Raw genomic sequence first — 16633 nt, 5'->3', positions numbered from 1 at the left:
GGCCGCCCTCACTCCCCTCCCGATGTCCCCGTCCGGCGGAGCGCCCCTCCACTCTCAGGCGGCCCCGCCGTTCAGTTCGAACCACACCACCTTGCCCACCCCCTGGTTCTCGACACCCCAGGAGTCGGCGAGGGCTTCGACCAGGACGAGCCCGCGGCCGTGCGTGCCGTCGTCGGCGTACGGCACCCGCGGCGGGTCGATGCCGGGCACGAAGTCCCGCACCTCGACCCGTAGTTGTTCGGGCACCACGGTGGCGGTGACGACCGCCCCGTGATCGGTGTGGACGAGCGCGTTGGTCACCAGCTCGCTGGTGAGCAGTTCCGCGACATCGGTGGCGCCCGGTGTTCCCCAGGCTCCCAGCATCGCGCGTAACGCGTGCCGTACCTCCGGTACCGCGGTGAGATCCGCGCCTCCCACCTTTCTGAGCAGTTGAGTCGGCTGTTTCGCCTCCCCGGCCATAACCCCCACCCCGTGTCGGATCGAACAGGCTCACGGGGATGCATGCCCCGCCCGGGGACCCGCATTCATGGCGCCACGGTCGCGGAACGGGTGCACGGAATCACGGACGGGGCACGTTCCGCAGATTCGAGCGGGCCATCTGCACCATGCGACCCACTCCCCCGTCCAGGACGATCTTGCCGGCGGACAGCGCGAAGCCGGTGACCATGTCGGCGCTGATCTTCGGCGGGATGGACAGGGCGTTGGGGTCGGTGACGATGTCGACGAGGGCCGGACCCCGGTGCCGCAGGGCGTCCTTCAGCGCGCCCGCCAGCTGTTTGGGCTTCTCGACGCGGACTCCGTAGGCGCCGGCCGCGCGGGCGACTGCGGCGAAGTCCGGGTTCTTGTTGGTGGTGCCGTACGACGGCATGCCGCCGACCAGCATCTCCAACTCCACCATCCCCAGCGAGGAGTTGTTGAAGAGGACCACCTTCACCGGCAGGTCGTACTGGACGAGGGTGAGGAAGTCGCCCATGAGCATGGTGAATCCGCCGTCGCCCGACATCGACACGACCTGCCGCTCGGGGTCGGTGAACTGGGCGCCGATGGCCTGCGGCAGCGCGTTGGCCATGGAGCCGTGACTGAAGGAACCGATGATGCGGCGGCGCCCGTTGGGCGAGAGATAGCGGGCGGCCCAGACGTTGCACATCCCGGTGTCGACGGTGAACACGGCGTCGTCGTCGGCGAGTTCGTCGAGGACGGCGGCGACGTACTCGGGGTGGATCGGGACGTGCTTGTCGACCTTCCGCGTATAGGCCTTGACCACGCCTTCCAGGATGGCGGCGTGCTTCTTCAGCATCCTGTCGAGGAAGCGCCGGTCGTTCTTGGCCCGGACGCGCGGGATCACACAGCGCAGCGTCTCACGGACGTCTCCCCACACGGCGAGGTCGAGCCGGGAGCGGCGGCCGAGGCGCTCGGGCCGGACGTCGACCTGGGCGATCCGCACATCGTCGGGCAGGAAGGCGTTGTACGGGAAGTCGGTGCCGAGCAGGAGCAGCAGATCGCACTCGTGGGTGGCCTCGTAGGCGGCACCGTAGCCGAGCAGCCCGCTCATGCCGACGTCGTACGGATTGTCGTACTGGATCCATTCCTTGCCGCGCAGCGCGTGCCCGACGGGCGCCTTCACGCGCTCGGCGAAGCTCATGACCTCCTCGTGCGCCCCCGCCGTGCCGCTGCCGCAGAACAGCGTCACCCGGTCGGCGGAGTCGATCATCCGGACGAGGGCGTCGATCTCGGCGTCGCCGGGCCGGACGGTGGGCCGGGAGTTGACGAGCGCGGTCACGGCGGTCTGCTCGGGGGCGGGCCGGGCGGCGATGTCGCCGGGCAGCGAGACGACGCTGACGCCGCCCTGGCCGACGGCGTGCTGGATCGCGGTGTGGAGCAGCCGGGGCATCTGGCCGGGGTTGGAGATCAGTTCGCTGTAGTGGCTGCATTCGCGGAACAGCTGGTCCGGGTGGGTCTCCTGGAAGTAGCCGAGGCCGATCTCGCTGGACGGGATGTGGGAGGCGAGCGCGAGGACCGGGGCCATGGAGCGGTGGGCGTCGTACAGGCCGTTGATGAGGTGCAGATTGCCGGGGCCGCAGGAGCCCGCGCAGGCGGCGAGCCGTCCGCTGATCTGGGCCTCGGCGCCGGCGGCGAAGGCGGCCGTCTCCTCGTGCCGGACCTGGATCCAGTCGATGCCGTCGGTGCGGCGGATGGCGTCGACGACCGGGTTCAGGCTGTCGCCGACCACTCCGTAGAGGCGCTGGACGCCCGCGCGGACGAGGATGTCGACGAATTGTTCTGCGACATTCTGTTTGGCCATGGGTCCATCAACCCATGGGCGGGGAGGTTACGCCTCCCAGACGGCCACCGCCGTACGGTCGTCGGCGTAGCCGGTGACGCGCACCTGGGTGTCGGCGAGGAAGGCGGCCAGGCCGGGCGGCTCGGCGCCGGTCCAGCGGGTGGCGAGTTCGCCGGCGAGTGCCGGGGCGCCGCGCAGCGGTTCGGCGAGGCCGTTCGAGGCGAGGAGCAGGACGTCGCCGGGGCGGGCGGTCGAGGCGCGGAAGCGGAACGGCTCGGCGGGCGGGGGCGGCGGGGCCTCGACGAAGGGGCGGCCGGGCGCGGCGGCGAGCCCGAGTCCGAGGGTGAGCCCGTCGTCTTCCTCTTCCTCGCCGGCCACCGAGGTCCCGGGCGTCCGGGGCGTCCCGGGCGTCCCGGGCAGGGGATCCGCCGGCGGCTCGATGTCCTGCCAGGAGCCGTCGCGGAGCCGGAACAGCCCGCCGGGGCCGACGCCGAAGACGACCCGGGCACGGCACTCGGGGTCGGCGGACAGAAGCAGACAGCGCAGCCCGGCGGCGTACGCGTCGGGGGCGAGGCCGCGCTCGGCGGCGCGGGCGCGCAGCTTGCCGTAGGTGCGGTCGGTGAGCCGTTGGAGTCCGGATCGGAGGTCGCCGCCACGGCCGGAGCGGAGGTCCTCGGACAGCCGGGCGTGGCTGCGGCCGACTGTCTCGCCGATCCACTGGCACACGTCGGCGGCGGCGAGATGGGCCTGGTCGGCGGCGCGGGTCCCGGCGGCGACCGCGACGAGCACGAGCGCGGCCTCGCCCTGGCCGAAGCGGGCGGTGAGCAGGGCGTCGCGGCGGGGTTCGCCGCGGAAACGGGCGGAGTCGCCGCGGACGGAGGCGGCGCGCAGGGTGCAGGCGCCGTAGCGGGCGCCGTCGAGGACGGTGTCGGGGACGAGGTCGCCGAGCGCGCCGGGCCGGGCGGCGGGCAGCGCGGTGGGCTCGGGTTCGTACGTGGGCGGCCGGCTGCCGACGTGTCCGGTACGGGGCCGGGGCGCGGGCACCGCCACGGGCGCGGGGTCGTCGAGGGGAGCGGCGGCGGCCGGAGTGGCGGCGGTGGTCGCCGCGGCGGAGTCGTAGCGCTCGTCGAGGCTGTCGGGGGTCGGCGCGGGCGCGGTGTCCGGGGCCGCGCCGTCGTAGAGCCTGTCCCACCAGCCGGTGTCGCCCTGCTGCGTCATGCCCCGATTGTCCACCGGAGGGGCCGCCCGAATCCGGCACATCGCCGAAGAGGACCCCCGAACAGAGTGGTCCGCCGGACGTCTCCAACCCCCCACGGGAAGGACGCCCGGCGGACCGGCGTGGTCAGCGCACGTCGTAGGCGCGGACCACGGTCTGGGTGACGGAGTTGCCGTGGGCGTCCGTCAGTTCGGTCTTCAGGGTGACCTGCTTGCCGCCGGCGCCCGCGTGATCCACGGTGGCGGTCCAGCCGTCGCCCTGGCGGGTGACCGGCGCCTCGGTCCAGGTCTTGCCCTCGTCATAGGAGTACGAGAGCTTCGCCGAGGCGAGCGTGCCGGGCGTGTACCCGGCGTGGCCCGTGGCGTCGAGGCCGATGTGCTGGCCGTCGACGGCGGCCAGGGTCTTCAGCCCGTCCTCGGGAAGGTCGTAGCGGGGGAAGAGAACCGGGAGGGCCTGGGAGGCGCTGGAGGTGTCGCGGGCGGAGGTGAAGGTCCACTTCGAGTTGACGGAGGTGGAGCGGGCCCACACCCGGCTGCCGATCTTCATGGTGTTCTGCTCGAGGGTGTACGTGCCGGGCTCGGCCTGCACCTCGAACGCGCCGAACGGGTAGGAGCTGGAGCCGATCTCCTCGCCGTCGCGGAACAGCCGCAGGTTGCCGATGTCACCGAAGGAGCCGGGCTCGGCGTGGTGGGTGCGGTCGCCCCACATGGCGTCGGAGAAACCGATCCAGTCGCCCTGGCGCTCGGCGACGAGAACGGGCTTTCCGGTGGCGTCGCGCGGGGCGGTCGGGGCGAGGACTCCGTCGTACCACGTCTCGGTGTGCTTCTCGCCGGGGGCGTAGGCGCGCTGGGCGCCGATCATCAGCTCGCCGAACGGGAAGCTGGAGCCGGTCATCTGCTGCCAGGTGGTGTCACCGGGCGTGTAGTACTCGGTGCGGGTGCCGGGGGCCGCGACGGTCTCCAGGGAGGCGAAGGAGACGGAACCGCCGCCGGGCCGGGAGGTGACGGGGAAGTCCATGAAGTCGGTGGCGATGCCGGCCGATCCGTAGCGGGACTCGGTACGGCCGAGCGCTCCGTCCCGGACCCGGTAGACGCGGTCGTCGCGCACGGCGCCGGCCTCCGGGAAGGCCAGGTTGTAGACGTACGGGGTGGCGGCGGTGGCCTGCCACGCCAAGGTGACCTCGCCGGCGGCGAGTTCGCCGAGCAGCGCGGTGGCCTCGTCGGCGGGGACGGAGACGACGGGCAGACCGAGTCCGGAGTAGCTGCCGCCGGGGTACCAGCGGCCGGGGGCCTGGTGGTAGGCGACGACGGCGACCGCTCCGGCGGCCTTGGCGTCACGGGCGAGAGCGAGGGCGCTGGTCGCGTCGTCGGGCAGCCGGACGAGCGCGATCCTCCCCTTGACCTGGGCGGCGGTGAGCTCGTCGCGGCTTCCGGTGCCCGCGTCGACGAGCCGGGCGGAGCCGGTGCCGTCGAGGTTGTCGGAGCCGGTGGAGCCGGTCAGCGGGTGCAGGACGCGTCCGCCGGCCGTCTTCAGTTCGGTGATCTGCGGGGCGGCGGCGCGCCAGTAGCTGCCGAACTCGAAGGTGCCGTCGCCGGCGCGGCCTTCCACGTCCGCGTAGTAGCCGCGGATGCTGCGCGGGCCGCCGGCGGTGCCCGAGTGCAGCCAGGTGTCGTCCCAGGCGCGAGCGAACGCGAGGGTGGCGCCGCGCAGTTCGTGGGGCTGGTCGGTGCGCACGGACAGGCGGTGGGCCTGGCGGGCGTCGAGGACGACGGTGGTGTCCTTCTTCAGCTCCAGCTGCGGGCGGGCCAGGTAGCTGAGCGAGTCGTCGAGCGTGGCGCCCTCGCCCGCGTCCCGGGTGGTGACGTAGGAGGAGAGGAAGTAGCGGCCGGCGCGCAGCCGGTAGACCTGCTCGGCGGCGCCCTCGTTGAAGCGGCGTTCGCCGGAGGCGTCGTCGGTGCCGATGACGTCGAGCGAGGAGGAGCCGTTCGCGGGCTTGCCCTGACGGTCGATCATCTTGACGCGCAGGGTGAGGGTTTCGGGCTCGACGTAGAGCGAGAACGGGGTGGAGACGTGGACGCCGCCGGGGCCGGTGGCGAGCACGCGGCCGGTGACGTCGCCGTACTGTGCGCGCTCCAGGTGGGCGGTCGGGTCGACGGCGAGCGGCACCTGGACGGTGGCGCCGGCCGGGACGGTCACGGTGCGCTTGCCGAGGCGGGCGACCGGGCCTCGTACGGCCGAGCCGTCGTTGCCGGTGACTTTCTCGACCGCGAGGTCGAGGGTGACGGGCTTGTCCCCGGTGTTGGTGTACGGGACGGAGACGGTGCTGCGGTCGGCGGGGCGCTGCGGCCAGGAGAAAGTGCCGCCCTGGACGGCGGGGGCGCCGAGCACGGTCTGGTCGACGGCCGCCTTGACGTCGAGCCGGCCGCCACCGGTCTCGCGGGCGTCGCCCGGGATGCCGCTGTCGGCGGAGGAGACGAGCGCGGCCTTGATCTGCTGGGCCGTCCAGTCGGGGTGGCGCTGCTTGACGACGGCGGCGGCGCCCGCGACGTGCGGGGTGGCCATCGACGTACCGGACATCGACTGGTACGCGTCGTCGCCGCGGCCGCCGGCCGCCGCGGCGGAGATGCCGACGCCGGGGGCGGCGATCTCCGGCTTGAGGGTGTGGGCGACGTTGTCCGTGGGGCCGCGGCTGGAGAAGTACGCGGTGGAGTCGTCGCGGTCGGTGGCGCCGACGGTCAGCGCGCCGGGTGCGCAGCCGGGCGAGGAGACGGTCTTGTTGCCCGGACCGGAGTTGCCGGCGGCTATGACGAACAAGGTGCCCTCGCTCTGGGCGAGTTGTTCGGTGGCGGCGCTCAACGGGTCGGAGCAGTCGGTCTGGGAGGGGTCGCCGAGGCTCATCGAGACGACGTCGGCACCCTGGGCGACGGCCCACTCCATGCCGGCGATGATCCACGAAGTGGCGCCCGATCCCCCGTCGTTGAGGACCTTGCCGTTGAGCAGCGCGGCGCCGGGGGCGACGCCCTTCTTCTTGCCGCCGCTGGCGGCGCCGGAGCCGCCGACGGTGGAGATGGTGTGGGTGCCGTGGCCCTGGCGGTCGCCGGTGGTGGCCGAGTCGGTGAAGTTCTCGGCGGCGACGATCCGGCCCTTGAGGTCGGGGTGGTCCGCGTCGGCCCCGGTGTCGAGGACGGCGACCTTGGTGCCGGTGCCGTCGTAGCCGGCGGCCCAGGCCTCGGGGGCGTGGACTTGGGCGGTGGAACGCTCCAGGGTGGCCTTGACCTTGCGGTCGAGCCACAGCTTGGTCGGCCCGGGGGAGGTACCGCGCGCGGCGGGGGCGGTGACGTCTGCCCAGAACGCGGCGGCCTGCTTCTTGTCGGCCTTGAGCGCGACGGCGTCGACCGTCTTGAGGACCTTGCCCCGGGTGGCGCCGCGCGGGGCGGGCGGCAGGGTGCGCGCCTTCGCGAGGTCGGTGCCGTAGACGGCGATGAGCGGCAGGGTGGCCGAGCCGGCGTCGTCGTACCCCTGCCGGATCAGTCCGGTGACGTTGAAGAGTTCCTCGTCGACCCGCCCGGCGGCGAGGGCGGCGGTGGCGCCCTCGGGGTAGACGTACAAGTCCGGTCCGGTGCGCCGGGTCTGGACGAACGGGACGGTGCCGTCCTCGCGGGGCAGCACGGTCGCGGCCGGGTCGCCCTGGGCGTCCCTGCTCACCACGACCCGGTCCCCGGTCACCAGGGTGACCGTGGCGGTCCGCTGCTGTCCGGCGCCGGCGGCCTCACTGCCGACCAGCGGTCGCTTTCCGGTCCCCGGCTCGTCCTGCGGCGTCGCGGCCGCGGACGCCGTGACCGCGGTGACGGCCAGGACGGCTGCGGTCGCCGCCCCCAGGGCCGTACGCGAAATCGGGCGCATCGCTCTCCCCATCTGGTTCCGGGCACGGCGGGGCGAAGGCCCCGACGGCCGGAGGTTGTCAGTGCTGCGGTGGCGCCACATTGGCAGAGGTGAGGGTGGTGCAGGCAGGATGATCGAGGCGGGAATGCGCCGTGGCCGTTTCCCGCCAGGCACCAATTGGAACGAATGCGTCCGCGGGCCGTCCCGGGATGTCCGGGTCGTCCGGGGGCGTCCGCGCGAGGGGTGGGTCGGCAGATGCTGGGTGCGATAGGTCTCGACGAACGGCAGGAGTCCGCCTACCGCGCGCTGGTCGCGCTCGGCGCGGCCGAGGTGTCCGACCTGGCCCATCGCCTCGCCCTGCCGGAACTCGACACCGAGCGGGCGCTGCGGCACCTGGAGTCGCAGGGCCTGGCCGCCCAGTCCTCGGCCCGCATGGGCCGCTGGGTCGCGGCCCCGCCCGGGGTGGCCCTCGGCGCGCTGCTCACCCAGCAGCGGCACGAGCTGGAGCAGGCGGAGCGGGCGGCGTCGCTGCTCGCCCGCGAGTACCGGACCGAGGCGACCGAGCCGGCCGTGCACGACCTGGTGGAGGTGGTGACCGGCGCGAGCGCGGTGACGCACCGCTTTCTCCAGCTCCAGCTGGGCGCCACCGACGAGGTGTGCGCGCTGGTGACGGGCAAGCCGATCGCCGTATCCGGGATGGACAACGAGGCGGAGGCGCAGGCCGCCGAGCGGGGTGTGCGCTACCGGGTGGTGGTCGAGCGGGACGTCCTGTCGCTGCCGACCGGCCTGGTCGAACTGTCCGCGGCCCTCGGGCGGCACGAGGAGATCCGGGTGGTGGACCGGGTGCCGACGAAGCTGGTGGTGGCGGACCGCACGCTGGCGATGATCCCGCTGTCCGGCCGCAACGCCGAGCCCGCCGCCCTGGTGGTGCACGCGAGCGGCCTCCTCGAATCCCTCACCGGCCTGTTCGAGTCGGTGTGGCGCGAGGCGCTGCCCCTGCGCCTCGGCGCGGGCGCGCGCCTGACGGAGGAAGAGGTGCCGGGCCCGGACCCGGTGGACCTGGAGGTCCTGTCGCTGCTCCTCGCGGGCATGACGGACGCGACGGTGGCCAAGCAGCTGGACCTGGGGCTGCGCACCGTACAGAGGCGGGTGAAGGGCCTGATGGAACTGGCGGGCGTGACGACCCGGCTGCAGCTGGGCTGGCACGCGTACGAGAAGGGCTGGGTCGCCCGCCGCTGAGTTCCGTCCCCCGGCCGTACTTCTTGGGTGCACCTTGACCTGCGATGACGCCGGGTCTCCGGCACCCTGGGCAGATGGGAGTGTGGCAGCTTCTGCTGATCGGGCTTGTGATGCTGCTCGGTCTGTTCGGGGTGCTGACGCCCGGCGTGCCCGGGACATGGCTGGTGTGGGCGGCGGTGCTGTGGTGGTCGCTGCACGAGCGGACCGGTCCGGCCTGGATCCTGCTGGTGTCCGCGACAGGGCTGCTGCTGCTCACGCAGGTGGCGGTGTGGCAGTTGCCGCCGCGCCGGTTCCGGGGGGCGGGGGTCACCCGGCGGACGATGGCGTACGCGGGGGCGGGGGCGCTGCTCGGGTTCGTCCTGATCCCGGTGATCGGCGCGATCCCCGGTTTCGTGGGCGGGGTCTATCTGTCGGAGCGGCTGCGGGCGGGCGGCCACGGCCAGGCGCGGACGGCCACCCGGACGGTGATGCGGGCGGCGGGGACGAGCGTGCTGGTGGAGCTGTTCGCCTGCCTGCTGATCATGGGGGCCTGGGTCGGCGTCCTGGTCCTGGACTGACGGCGTCAGCGCAGGAGCCCGATCCCGGTCAGCATCACGGCGCCGGCGATCAGCCGCAGCCGTCCGAAGGGTTCGCGGAAGAACAGGGTGGCGATGACGGCGGCGACGAGGATGCCGGTCTCGCGCAGGGCGGCCACGGAGGCGACGTCACCGTGCGCCTGGGCCCAGATGACCAGCCCGTACGCGGCCATGGACAGCACCCCGCCGGTAAGCCCGGTCCCGAGCACGGGCCTGACCTGGGCGAACAGGGCGCGCCGCCGCCGGGCGAGCGCGACCAGCGGCAGGATGGGGCCCTGTAGAAGGAAGAGCCAGGCGATGTACGCGAGGGTGTCGTCGGCGTGCCGGACGCCGGAGCTGTCGACGAGCGTGTACGCGGCGATGAGCACGCCCGTGCCGACCGCGGCGCCCAGGGCGGGCAGCTGGGCCCGCCCGACGCGGCCGGACCCGAGGGCGAGCGCGCCGAGCCCGCCGGACACCAGCAGCACCCCCAGGGCCTGCGGCAGCGTGAGGCCGCCGCCGAGCAGGGTGACCGAGGCGACGGCGACGAGCAGCGGCGCGAGACCCCGGGCGAGCGGGTACATCTGCCCGAAGTCGCCGAGCTGGTAGGCACGCAGCAGGAACAGGTGCGAGGCCACTTCGAGCGCGGCCGAGGCGGCGATGAACGGCCAGGCGGCGGCCGGCGGGACCGGGGTGAAACGGACGAGGACGGCGGCGCAGAGGGTGTAGCCGCAGTTGATGAGGGCGAAGCCGACGAGTTTGTCGGGGATCCGGTGGGCCATCGCGTTCCAGACCGCGTGGAGGACAGCGGCGGCGAGGACGGCGGTGAGGGCGGCGGTGGACATCGATCCGGGCATGGCGAAGTGACTCCTGCACGGGACGGGGCGGCGTCAGGGAACTCCTGGAATGGAATTCCACGCTAGGCTAAGCACATGGAACAGAATTCCGAAAGCGGGGGTCGCCTCACCGCCCGGATCCGCGCCCGGCTGCCGGAGCTGCGCGAGACGGAGGCCCGGGTGGCACGGGTGGTCCTGGACCAGGGCCCGGCCCTGGTCCACCTGAGCGTCAGCGACGTGGCCGCGCTGGCCGGCACGGCGTCCTCGACCGTCGTACGCGCCTGCCAGCGGCTCGGCTTCCGGGGCTTCCAGGAACTGAAGATCGAGGCCGCCCGGATCGCCGCCGACCCGCCCCCGCAGACGCCGGACGACCCGGCGGCCCAGGCGCTCACCGCCACGGTGCGCGCCTCCCGGGAGGCCCTGGACGGCCTCGCGGCGACCCTCGACACCACCGTGCTCGCGGCAGCGGCCGCGGCCCTGCGCGCGGCCCCGCGCGTGGTCGTCGCCGGAGCCGGACTCTCGGCGGCCGTCGCCCTGGACGTCGCCTACCGGCTGCGGGCCCTGGGCTGCCCGGTCGACGCCCCCTCAGACCCGCTCACCGCCCAGCTCGCCGCGGGCCAGCTCCCGCCCGACGGCGTCTGCCTCGCCATCAGCCACACCGGCGCCACCCGCACCACGGTGGACACCGCCCGCCGGGCCCGTACCGCAGGGGCCGCGGTGGTCGCCCTCACCAGCTACGCCCGCTCACCCCTGAGCGAGAGCAGCACCCACGTCCTCGTGGCGGGCGGCCAGGACCTCGTCTTCGGCCTGGAAACCTCCGCCAGCCGCATCGCCCACCTGGCCGCCGTGGACGCCCTCACGGCAACGCTCATGTCCCTCTCCCCCGAAGCGGCCCGCCACCACCTGGACCTCTCGGCGGACGTGACAGCCGACCACGCGTACTGACCAAGCCGTCCCACAGAAGAACTGCCCCTCCCCCGCACTCGCGCCCCACACCACTTCACCCGCGCCCCAGATACCGCGCCGCATACGACCGCCACGGCCGCCACTCCTCCCGCCCCCTCACCCCCGGCACCGCCACGTCCGGATCCCCCAGCGCCCGCACCCGAATCGCCGCGACCGCCTCCGCCCCGACCCCTGGAACCCCAGCCAGCGCCGCCGCGGACGCGTCCCGGTCGGCGCCCGGGTCGAGCCGTACGGTGTCGTCGGCGAGGGCGCGGGCGAGCGGGCCGGCGACGGGGTGGGCGGTCAGTTCGGCGGGCGCGGGAAAGACATGGGTGAGGCCGCCGCAGGGGGTGTCGAGCGGAAGTCCGTGGCGCGTGACGAGCCGGGCGGCTTCGGCGGGGCCGACGAGGGTGCGGATCGCGAACTCCTCGGGTTCGGCCGTTCCCGGGGAGCGTACGCCGGGGCGCGCGGCGACTTCGGCGGCGAGTACGGGGTCGGCGCCGAGACGTTCGGCGACGGCGTACGGGTCGGCGTCGAGGTCGAGGAGCCGGCGGAGCCGCTGGACGGCGGTGGCGAGGTCGCGGAGTTCGGTGAGCCGGATGCGGGCGTCGAGCCAGGGGCCCGGGGAGTGTTCGTCGACGGAGACGAGGCCGGTGCCGTAGGGCAGGCGCAGGGTGCGCCGGTAGGTGCGGGTGCCGGGTGCGCCGACGACTTCCTCGATGCCGGGTACGGCTTCGGCGGCCAGCAGGTCGAAGACTTCCCGTGCGGCGTACGGCCCCCGGTGGGCGAGCCGCAGCGGTACTCCGGCGGCGAGGGCGGTACGCGCGTTCGTGCCCGTACGCGCGTCGGCGGTGGTCCCGGTGCCCGTGCCTGATTCGGCGCGCAGGGCGGTGGGGGTGCGGGCGTAGACGGCGCGGATGGTGGCGTTGAACTGCCGGACGCTGGCGAATCCGGAGGCGAAGGCGATCTCGGTGACGGGCAGCTCGGTGGTCTGGAGGAGCACGCGCGCGGTGTGCGCGCGCTGGGCGCGCGCCAGCGCGACGGGTCCGGCGCCCAGCTCCGCGGTGAGCTGCCGCTGGACCTGCCGGGTGCTGTAGCCGAGCCGTCCGGCGAGTCCGGGGACGCCTTCGCGGTCCACGACGCCGTCGCCGATCATCCGCATGGCGCGGCCGACGACGTCCGCGCGGACGTCCCACTCGGGCGAACCGGGCACGGCGTCGGGCCGGCACCGGCGGCAGGCCCGGAAGCCGTGCGCCTGCGCGGCGGCGGCGGTCGGGTAGAAGCTGACGTTGCGGCGTTTGGGGGTGACGGCGGGGCAGCTGGGCCGGCAGTAGATGCCGGTGGTGGCGACGCCGAAGAAGAAGACCCCGTCGAAGCGGGCGTCCCGGCTGCCGACCGCCCGGTACCGGGTCTCCTCGTCCAGCGGCGCGCCGGTCACACCGGTCGCCCCCACCGCCGCCAGGGCACCCGCCGTACCCGCCGCCACCTCGGTCTTCGTGTCCGTCATGCTTCCAGTGTGCGCGGCCCACCGGGGCCGGGCTGGCGGATTTCGGACACGGAGACCGAGGGGGCGGCCTCCACCCTCGGCTGACGGCTGACGGCTGACGGCTGACGACCGGCGGCCGTCAGCGGAAGCGGCCCTGCTTGATGTCCATCGCGGCGCGGCCTTCCATGCCCCGCTGCTTGTAGACCTTCCGCATCTCGTGACGCATGCGGGCGTCGGTCTTGGCGGCCAGCCGCTGGTTCTCGCGCAGCAGCTTGCGGTAGCTGTCAAGGCGGCGTTCCGGGAGGGTGCCGTCGGCGATGGCGGCGGTCACGGCGCAGCCCGGCTCCGCCTCGTGGGCGCAGTCGGGGAAGCGGCAGGACGCCGCCAGGTCGTCGATCTCGGAGAAGACCTGGCCGACTCCGGCCTCCGCGTCCCACAGGCCGACCCCGCGCAGTCCGGGCGTGTCGATGAGGACGCCGCCGGCGGGCAGGGCGAGCAGGTTGCGGGTGGTCGTGGTGTGCCGGCCCTTGCCGTCGGCGTCGCGGGTGGCCTGGACCTCCATGGCGTCGAGGCCGAGGAGCGTGTTGGCGAGGGTCGACTTGCCCGCGCCGGAGACCCCGAGCAGCACGGCCGTGCCGCCGGCGGCGACCGCCTGGAGTGTGTCGAGGCCGTCGCCGGTGTGCGAGCTGACCGCCAGGACCTGGACGCCGGGGGCGACGGTCTCGACGTCCTCGACGAGATAGGACAGGCCGACCGGGTCGGGCACCAGGTCCGCCTTGCTCAGGACGACGAGCGGCTGCGCGCCGGACTCCCAGGCGAGGGCGAGGAAGCGTTCGATCCGGCCCAGGTCCAGCTCGACGGCGAGCGACACGACGATGATCGCGTGGTCGACGTTGGCGGCGAGGATCTGGCCTTCGGAGCGCTTGGAGGAGGTGGAGCGGGCGAACGCGGTCCGGCGCGGCAGGTAGGCGCGTACGTACCGGGGGTCGCCGATCCCGTCGGGGTCGACGGCCGCCCAGTCACCGGTGCAGACCACCCGCATCGGGTCGTGCGGGGTGACGAACGCGGTGTCGGCGCGCACGAGGCCCTCGGGCGTCATGACGTCGCACTGCCCCCGGTCGACCCGGACGACCCGCCCGGGCAGCAGGCCCTGCGCGGCGTACGGGGCGAACGCGGCCGCCCAGTCGTCGTCCCACCCGTACACGACGAGCGGGTGCTGGGCAGCGGAGGAGGAAGAGTGGAGCGAAGCGTGGAACAAGGGGAAACCCTTCAAAGGGTGGCCCCGGCGGCGCGCTCCAGGCGCGCGGATCGTATGGGTGTCAGCCGGAGACCACAGGGGTGGGAACGATGAACTCCTGAATGCGGGCAGAGCCCGTCACGGTGACAGTCATCAATGTCCTCACCTCCTGCTTCTTTTCCACGTACTGACATTGGCTCGGGAAGGGGCACACCGCCCAACTTCCGAGGACGGGAGAAACATAACCCGCCCCGAGGCCCGACACCACCGATTTGATCCCCCCTCCTCTGTAACGAGGCGCGAGACCGCCTGCCTGGCCGGGCCGGCTCCTGTTCAACGAGGAGAACGGATGCACACCGGCCGGCACATACCTCCTTGGCCCGGGTCCTCGACCGGACCACGGGGGCGACCGACCTGTGTGCGGCGATCGAGCAGAACACGCCCGAGAACCGCGCGAACGACGCCAAGACCGATAGCCGAGGATGGGCCTGGGTCGGGACCATGGCCTACGACAAACAACCGCGCAACGCCGCGCTGTACCGGGTCGACGACGTCCGGGTGGTCCGCGTGGCTGACGCGGCTCCGTCGAAGGTGCCGTCGGGACGGTAGCGGTGGACGGCACTCGCTCGTCCGAGGCTGCTCCGGCGGACCCGCCCTCGACGAACCGGCAGGGCGCCTGCACCTCGCCGACACCACCATCATGATCGTCGACGTCTTCGACCTCGACGTCGGAACCGGCACCCTGAGCGACCGGCGACGCTTCCTCGACTTCCGCGAAGCCGGGGTGTGGCCGGACGGCATGAGCGTCGACGACGACGGCATGCTGTGGATCGCACAGCCGTCCCCGCTCCCGGACCGGCGCGACACACAGCGGTCCTCCGCACGTGCCCGGCCGCCGCCTCCCGTCCGCTTTCGGGCGGCGGTCGCAGCGCGCGGAGGGCGAGTTCACCCGAGCGAGCACAAGCGGTGGCACGGGTGTCACTCACGGTATCTCCTGGAGCGGGTGCGATGTCAGTGCGACCGCCGCCCCCGCCTCTGTCAGAGGACCCGACGCAGGGAGATGCCATGCCGAGCGGCACACCCGACCCGGCTTCCGATCCGACGGGCGACAGCCCGCAGCAGGGCCGTCCCGACAGCGAACCGCCCGGAACCGGCCGGCCCGCACACTCCGCGCCCGAGCCCCGGGGCATTGCGGGCGACCGCACCGAGCTCGATGAGCTGCGGCAGCGGCTCGCCGCGCTCGAGGCATCGAAACCACCACCCCGGGCGCGTCACCACCTTCTTCGGACGTCCGGCTCGGTCGTCCTGATCGTCATCTCCTCCCTGCTGGCACTGCTCGCGGTCGTCGCGGTGTGGACCGACTCGATCGTCGGCGACACCGACCGGTACGTCGCCACGGTCGCGCCGCTGGCGAGCGACCCCGACGTCCAGGCCGCGGTCACCAGCCGGGTCACCTCGGAGGTCCTGTCCCACATCGACGTGAAGGCCCTGGTGGGCCAGCTCTCCCAGGCCGCCGCCGAGCAGGGTGCGCCGCCCCGGCTCAGCAAGCTGATCGGCGACCTGACCGGGCCGATCACCAACGGCCTCACCCAGCTGGTCAGCGGCACCGTGAACAAGGTGGTGACCAGCGACCAGTTCGCGACCCTGTGGGCCGACGCCAACCGGGCGGCACACGCCTCGCTCGACAAGGCGCTGACCGGCAAGGGCGGCGGCGCGATCTCGCTGGAGAACAACCAGGTCGCCATCGACATCGGGCCGTTCGTCGCCAAGGTGAAGGACGAGCTGGTGAGCTCCGGCTTCGGCCCCGCGGCGAAGATCCCGGAGGTGCACACCAACTTCGTGGTGTTCGCCTCGAAGGACATCGGCAAGGTCAAGACCTACTTCCGGCTCCTGCAGATCATGGGGACCTGGCTGCCGATCATCGCCGTGCTGGTCGCCGCCGCCGGCGTGTTCACCGCCGTGAACCGACGGCGCGGCCTGATCGGCGCGGCGGCCGGGGTGGCCGTCGCCATGCTCCTCCTGGGCGTCGTCCTGACGGTCTTCCGGTCCTTGTACCTCGACCACCTGCCACCGGGAGCGTCCCAGGCCGCCGCCGGCTCGATCTACGACGCCCTGATCCGCTTCCTGCGCGCGAGCATCCGCGCCGTCGGTGTGACAGCACTGGTGACGGCCGTCGGAGCCTTCCTGATCGGCCCGTCGAGAGTCGCCGTCGCGATCCGCACCGCCTGCGCATCGGCGATCGGCGCGCTGCGTGAGGTCTCGACGGCGCACGGGCTCCGCCTCGGGCCGGTCGGCCGCTTCGTGAACCGGTACAAGCGTTGGATCGGGGCCGCGATCCTCACCGTGGCGGCCGTCGTCCTCGCGACGTGGAGCTACCCGACCGCGGCAGTGGTGATGTGGATCGTCGTCGTGGTGCTGGTCGGCTTCGCCATCCGGGAGTTCCTCGACACGGGGCCGGCGACCGCCCGTACCTCGCCGACCGGCGCCGGCGGCGCGAACATCCCACCCCCGGGTGAGTGATCCGGCGCATCCGATGTCATCACTTTCCGGGTGGTCCACAATCGCGCTTTTCGTTCGTCGGGCGAGTGGCCGGCACAAGGCGTCTACTGGATCGGAGCCTCCGTTGCGGCGCTCCAAGCAGGTGGGAAAGCCTGCCGTGGCGGGGGTGGACGGGGCCGCTACCGATGAGGCAGCGACAGGTGAGCCGAGAGACAGATGTCGGGGTCGCGGCGGTAGGCATCATCAACCCCCTCCGCTGATCGCGGTGGTGCTGATGCCGGCCACCCCGAGCGACACGATCAACGGCACTTTCTGCAAACGTTTTAGCCGCGACGAATACGCGATCGTTCACCGCGATCTTAACCTCGCCGTTTCAGTTGCGGCTGCTGGGTAGCCGGGCAGAGTCGTTGGGGGCGGTGCTGGTTGGTGGGCATGGTGAGGGCCCGGCGCGGTGGTCG

13 protein-coding genes are annotated in these 16633 nt (G+C 73.2%); 6 read left to right on the top strand and 7 right to left on the bottom strand.

Features of this window, described 5'->3' with window-relative positions:
- Positions 1-54: 54 nt before the first annotated feature.
- From ABZ693_RS28080 to ABZ693_RS28065, 4 genes are all read right to left on the bottom strand, one after another.
- On the bottom strand, positions 55-459 hold the full coding sequence (locus tag ABZ693_RS28080) for an ATP-binding protein (RefSeq protein WP_359882759.1): 405 nt from the start codon (positions 457-459) through the stop codon (positions 55-57).
- Between the two features lie 100 nt (positions 460-559).
- The gene (locus ABZ693_RS28075) at positions 560-2302 is read right to left on the bottom strand and encodes a pyruvate dehydrogenase (RefSeq protein ID WP_359882758.1); all 1743 of its coding nucleotides are present in this window, start codon (positions 2300-2302) and stop codon (positions 560-562) included.
- A 27-nt stretch (positions 2303-2329) separates the two neighbouring features.
- A complete protein-coding gene (locus ABZ693_RS28070) occupies positions 2330-3499 on the bottom strand; it encodes a protein phosphatase 2C domain-containing protein (protein ID WP_359882756.1) in 1170 nt (389 codons plus the stop codon).
- 124 nt (positions 3500-3623) lie between these two features.
- A complete protein-coding gene (locus ABZ693_RS28065) occupies positions 3624-7400 on the bottom strand; it encodes a S8 family peptidase (RefSeq protein ID WP_359882753.1) in 3777 nt (1258 codons plus the stop codon).
- Positions 7401-7634: 234 nt separating this feature from the next.
- Between ABZ693_RS28065 and ABZ693_RS28060 the strand changes: the two genes are divergently transcribed.
- Both ABZ693_RS28060 and ABZ693_RS28055 read left to right on the top strand, forming a co-directional pair.
- The gene (locus ABZ693_RS28060) at positions 7635-8618 is read left to right on the top strand and encodes a helix-turn-helix domain-containing protein (protein WP_359882751.1); all 984 of its coding nucleotides are present in this window, start codon (positions 7635-7637) and stop codon (positions 8616-8618) included.
- Positions 8619-8692: 74 nt separating this feature from the next.
- The gene (locus ABZ693_RS28055; protein ID WP_359882749.1) at positions 8693-9175 is read left to right on the top strand and encodes a DUF456 domain-containing protein; all 483 of its coding nucleotides are present in this window, start codon (positions 8693-8695) and stop codon (positions 9173-9175) included.
- A 5-nt stretch (positions 9176-9180) separates the two neighbouring features.
- On the opposite strand, the gene ABZ693_RS28050 is transcribed toward ABZ693_RS28055, so the two are convergent.
- Positions 9181-10029, bottom strand: coding sequence for an EamA family transporter (locus tag ABZ693_RS28050; RefSeq protein ID WP_359882746.1), 849 nt, complete (start codon positions 10027-10029; stop codon positions 9181-9183).
- 75 nt (positions 10030-10104) lie between these two features.
- On the opposite strand from ABZ693_RS28050, the gene ABZ693_RS28045 reads away from it, so the two are divergent.
- Positions 10105-10953 carry a MurR/RpiR family transcriptional regulator gene (locus tag ABZ693_RS28045; protein WP_359882744.1) on the top strand — a complete coding sequence of 283 codons (849 nt, stop codon included), beginning with the start codon at positions 10105-10107 and terminating at the stop codon, positions 10951-10953.
- Positions 10954-11008: 55 nt separating this feature from the next.
- On the opposite strand, the gene ABZ693_RS28040 is transcribed toward ABZ693_RS28045, so the two are convergent.
- Both ABZ693_RS28040 and rsgA read right to left on the bottom strand, forming a co-directional pair.
- Positions 11009-12376, bottom strand: a complete 1368-nt coding sequence (locus tag ABZ693_RS28040) for a bifunctional transcriptional activator/DNA repair enzyme AdaA (RefSeq protein WP_359882846.1) — start codon at positions 12374-12376, stop codon at positions 11009-11011.
- Positions 12377-12578: 202 nt separating this feature from the next.
- Positions 12579-13697, bottom strand: coding sequence for a ribosome small subunit-dependent GTPase A (gene rsgA / locus ABZ693_RS28035; protein WP_359882741.1), 1119 nt, complete (start codon positions 13695-13697; stop codon positions 12579-12581).
- Positions 13698-14051: 354 nt separating this feature from the next.
- Between rsgA and ABZ693_RS28030 the strand changes: the two genes are divergently transcribed.
- Genes ABZ693_RS28030 through ABZ693_RS28020 form a run of 3 tightly spaced genes read left to right on the top strand, consistent with a single transcriptional unit; the run spans position 14052 to position 16196 of the window.
- Positions 14052-14285, top strand: a complete 234-nt coding sequence (locus ABZ693_RS28030; RefSeq protein WP_359882738.1) for an SMP-30/gluconolactonase/LRE family protein — start codon at positions 14052-14054, stop codon at positions 14283-14285.
- Complete coding sequence (locus ABZ693_RS28025; protein WP_359882844.1) at positions 14248-14985, top strand: SMP-30/gluconolactonase/LRE family protein; 738 nt, start codon at positions 14248-14250, stop codon at positions 14983-14985. The genes ABZ693_RS28030 and ABZ693_RS28025 overlap by 38 nt, the downstream gene beginning before the upstream one ends.
- A complete protein-coding gene (locus ABZ693_RS28020; protein ID WP_359882842.1) occupies positions 14895-16196 on the top strand; it encodes a hypothetical protein in 1302 nt (433 codons plus the stop codon). The genes ABZ693_RS28025 and ABZ693_RS28020 overlap by 91 nt, the downstream gene beginning before the upstream one ends.
- The last annotated feature ends 437 nt before the right edge of the window (positions 16197-16633 follow it).

This window comes from Streptomyces laurentii (genome assembly GCF_040635425.1).
GTDB classification, from domain to species: domain Bacteria; phylum Actinomycetota; class Actinomycetes; order Streptomycetales; family Streptomycetaceae; genus Streptomyces; species Streptomyces laurentii.
The sequence above is the reverse complement of the archived record's forward strand: the minus strand, read 5'-3'. Positions and strand labels throughout refer to the sequence as shown.